General features: G+C 75.6%; 4 protein-coding genes. All 4 read left to right on the top strand.

Annotated features, from left to right (window positions below):
- The coding region (locus ACWEN3_RS42710) for an O-antigen ligase family protein (RefSeq protein ID WP_452983016.1) at positions 1–1,119 on the top strand (1,119 nt) is incomplete at its 5' end.
- Positions 1,110–2,798, top strand: a complete 1,689-nt coding sequence (murJ, locus tag ACWEN3_RS42705; RefSeq protein ID WP_452983013.1) for a murein biosynthesis integral membrane protein MurJ — start codon at positions 1,110–1,112, stop codon at positions 2,796–2,798. The genes ACWEN3_RS42710 and murJ, both read left to right, overlap by 10 nt.
- On the top strand, positions 2,782–3,552 hold the full coding sequence (locus ACWEN3_RS42700; RefSeq protein WP_452983010.1) for a polysaccharide deacetylase family protein: 771 nt from the start codon (positions 2,782–2,784) through the stop codon (positions 3,550–3,552). The genes murJ and ACWEN3_RS42700 overlap by 17 nt, the downstream gene beginning before the upstream one ends.
- A partial coding sequence (locus ACWEN3_RS42695; RefSeq protein ID WP_452983007.1) for a glycosyltransferase occupies positions 3,549–4,148 on the top strand: 600 nt, incomplete at its 3' end. The genes ACWEN3_RS42700 and ACWEN3_RS42695, both read left to right, overlap by 4 nt.

Below are 4,148 nucleotides of genomic sequence, written 5' to 3'. Positions count from 1 at the left end.
GTGATCGACTTCCGTCGTCACGACAAGGACGGCGTGCCGGCGAAGGTCGCGCACATCGAGTACGACCCCAACCGCACCGCGCGCATCGCGCTGCTCCTCGTCCGCGACCGGCGCGACCTGCGGCTGCTGGCCTGGTCGCTGGTGGCACTCGCGGGGTGGCAGGGCGCGCTCGGCGTGCACCAGTACCTCACCGGGACCGGCGCCTCCTATCAGGGCGAGGACCTCCGCGCGGTCGGCACCTTCGGCGCGACGGATGTGATGGGCATGGCGACGGTCGTCTCCTTCGGGCTGGTGTGCGCGGTGGGGCTGGCGCTGGGCCGTCGCGCCGTGCGGGAGCGCGTGATCGCGGCGGTCTGCGCGCTCACCCTCGTATTGCCGCTGGCGCTGTCCTTCAGCCGGGGCGCCTGGATCGCCACCGCCGTCACCTGCGCCGTGCAGCTGGTGCTGGCCGGGCTGCGCAGGGCGCTGAAGGTCGGCGCGGTGGTGGCGGCCGCGTGTGTGGTCCTGGTGGGCGGGTTCGGGGTGGGCACGGCGATGCTGCAGGAGCGGATGGACAGCATCGGCCAGGTCGCCGACGCGCCCGACCAGTCGGTCACCGACCGGTACACGATGTGGGCGGCGGCCGTCGACATGTGGCGCGAGCACCCGCTGACCGGCGTCGGCCTCAAGGGCTTCCCGGACCACCGCGACGGGCACGCCTCGCTCGCGCTGTCCTCCGGCAGCGACACGGGGGGCGCCGGCGTCGCGTTCCACCGGCAGCCGCTGCTCTCCCCGCACAACATGTACCTGCTGGTGCTCGGCGAACAGGGCCTGCTCGGGCTGCTCTGCCTCGCGGGCAGCTGGCTGGCGCTGCTGGTGTGCGCCGTGCGCGGCCTGTGGCGCTCCCGCGCCCCCGGCGGCCGCGGCCTGGACTGCGCGCTGATCGCGTGCGGGCTGCTGGTCTGGCAGCTCGTCGACTTCCTCTACGCCGACATCGGCGGCCCCTCGACCGTGCTCACAGCCGTCTGCTTCGGCCTCACCGCCTGGTGGGCCCTGGTGGGCAGCGACACCGTCGCCACCGGCTCCGGCACCCCCGAGTGCGACACCGTGCCGGAAGAGGCGGTCCTGCGATGCCGATGAGCGCAGGCAGGCCGACCCGGACGCCGACGGGGCCGAACGGGCCCAGCCCCGTTCCCGCCCCCGCTTCCCCACAGCAACCGATCGGCCCGCCGTCCCCCTCCCCCGAGCACGCGCCAACCACTCGGCGGTTTCTCGCGAAGGCCGCGTTGGTCACGGCTTCGTTGTCGGTGGCGGGGGCGCTGCTCGGGCTGGTGCGGGACCAGTCGTTGGCGCGGTTGTTCGGCGCCGGGCGGGACACGGACGCGTTTCTGGTGGCGTGGACGGTGCCGGAGTTCGCGGCCACGCTGCTCATCGAGGACGGGCTGGCCTTCGCGCTGATCCCGGCGTTCAGCGGCGCGCTGGCCCGCCGGGCGCAGGGCGCCCCCGGGGACCCGGTCCGCTCGCTGGTCGCCGGGACGCTGCCGAGACTCGCGCTGGCGTTCGCGGCGGTGGGCGCCCTGATCGCCCTGGCCGCCCCCGGGTTCGTGGGGGTGCTCGCGCCGGGCCTCGGCGATCCCGGCCTCGCCGTGGACTGCACCCGGCTCACCGCGACCTGTGTGCTCAGCTTCGGCCTCGCCGGGTACTGCAGCGCGGCCCTGCGGGCCCACCGCCGCTTCCTGGCACCGGCCGCGATCTACATCGCCTACAACACCGGCATCGTCGCGGCGATGTACGCCCTCGGCGGCCGCTGGGGCGTTCGGTCGGCCGCGTTCGGGGTCGCGGCGGGCGGCTGCCTGATGGTCGCCGTACAACTTCCACCACTGGTACGGCAGTTGTACGGCAGGCGCGGGGCGGGCGCCCCGCAGGGAGCCGATGCCGGGGCGCGGCCCGTGGACACCGCGGTCATGGCCACCGTGCTGCTGTTCGCGCTGTGCCGCCAGTCGCAGGTGCTCATCGAGCGGTTCCTCGCCTCCGGCCTGCCCGCCGGGGCCATCTCGCACCTGAACTACGCGCAGAAGGTCGCCCAGATCCCGATGACGCTGTCGATGATGCTGTGCACGGTCACCTTCCCGGTGGTGGCGCGGGCGCTGGCCGAGGGCGACACCGAGCGGGCGCGGTGCCGGGTGGAGCGGGATCTGGCGCTGGCGGCCGGACTGGTGCTGTTCGGCGCCGCCGCGGTCGTGGCCTGCGCGCCGCAGCTGATCGGACTGCTGTTCCAGCGGGGCGCGTTCACCTCGGCGGACACCGCGGCGACCGCCGAGGTGATGCGGGTCTACGCCCTCGGACTGCTCGGCCAGACGCTGACGGGCGTCCTCGTCCGGTCGTACTTCTCGGCGGGCCGCGCCACCTGGTACCCGGTCGGCGCCATGGCCGTGGGCATCGCCGTGACCTCGTCCGTCGGCGCCGGGACGGTCGGCTCGTGGGGTGTCACCGGGATCGCCGCCGCGAACGCCACCGGCATCACCGTCACCGCCCTACTGCTGCTCGCCGGCCTGCGGCGCCGCAGCGTGCCCGCCCGGATCCGGCTCGTGCTGCGCTCGCTGGGCCGGCCGCTGTGTGCGGCGGCGGCCGCCGTCGCGGCCGGGACCTTCGTCGCGGGCCTGCCCACGACGCCGCTCGGCGGGCTCGCCGCCGGGGGCGCCACCGTGACCGTCGTCTTCGTGCTGCTCGGCCGTCCCCTCGGCGCCCGGGACCTGGCACCCGCACTCCGTTCCGTACGCACCCTCACCCGAAGGCTCACCCATGCCGTCTTCCGTTGAGTCCCCCGTCCACGCCGGCTCCCCGCCCGGGACCGGACCCGGCCCGGTCCCGTGGATCGCCATGTACCACTCGGTCGGCGACTGCTCGGACGACCCGTACCGTGTCACCGTCGGCCCGGCCCGGCTGGAACGGCAGTTGCGCTGGCTGCGCGGGCGGGGACTGCGCGGGGTGTCGGTGGCCGAACTGCTCGCGGCCCGGGCGCGGGGCGAGGGCCGGGACCTGGTGGGCCTCACCTTCGACGACGGCTACGCCGACTTCCTCGACAACGCCGTTCCGCTGCTGGCCCGTTGGCGGTGCACGGCCACCCTGTTCGTACTGCCCGGGCTGCTGGGCGGGAACAACGCCTGGGATCCGCTCGGCCCGCGCAGGCCGCTGCTGACCGCCGACGGCATCCGGCGCGCCGCCGACGCGGGCATGGAGATCGGCTCGCACGGCCTCACCCACCTCGACCTCACCCGGGCCGACGACGCCCTGCTGCGGGCCGAGACCGCCGAGAGCCGCGCCCGGCTGGCGGAGCTGACCGGCGGGCCCGTCGCCGGCTTCTGCTATCCGTACGGTACGGTCGACCGGCGCGCCGTGACCGCCGTACGGGAGGCGGGTTACGGCTACGCCTGCGCGATCGACCCGGGCGGGCTGACCGGCCCGCACGCCCTGCCGCGCGTGTACGTCGGGCAGCGGGACACCGCCGTGCGCCTGTATCTGAAGTACCGGCTGCACCGGTTGCGCCGCCGTCCCGTCGAGGGGCCCCGGTGAGGGCGCTGCACGTGATCACCGGCCTCGGGGTGGGCGGGGCCGAGCAGCAACTGCGGCTGCTGCTGCGGCACCTGCCGGTGGCCTGCGAGGTGGTGACGCTGACCAACCCCGGCCCGGTGGCCGAGGGCCTGGCGGCCGACGGGGTGCGCGTGCTGCACCTCGGCATGAGCGGCAACCGCGATCTGACCGCGCTGCCCCGGCTGGCCCGGGTCATCCGGCGCGGCCGGTACGACCTCGTGCACACCCATCTGTACCGGGCCTGCCTGTACGGGCGGATCGCCGCCCGGCTGGCCGGGGTCCGGGCGGTCGTCGCCACGGAGCACTCGCTCGGCGACTCGCAGATGGAGGGCCGGCCGCTCACCGCGGGGGTGCGTGCGCTGTACCTCCTGGGCGAGCGGCTGGGCCGGTCCACGGTCGCCGTCTCCCCCACGGTCGCCGCCCGGCTCACCCGCTGGGGCGTGCCCGGGCCCCGGGTGACGGTCGTGCCCAACGGCATCGACCTGCCCCGGTTCGCCTTCGACCCGGCGGCCCGGCGGCACACCCGCGACCGGCTCGGGCTGCCCGCCGAGGCCGAGGGCGCCGCCCGCCGTATCCGC

The organism is Streptomyces sp. NPDC004561 (assembly GCF_053602155.1).
Note: the sequence above shows the minus strand (reverse complement) of the source record. Positions and strands in the feature narration are given on the sequence as shown.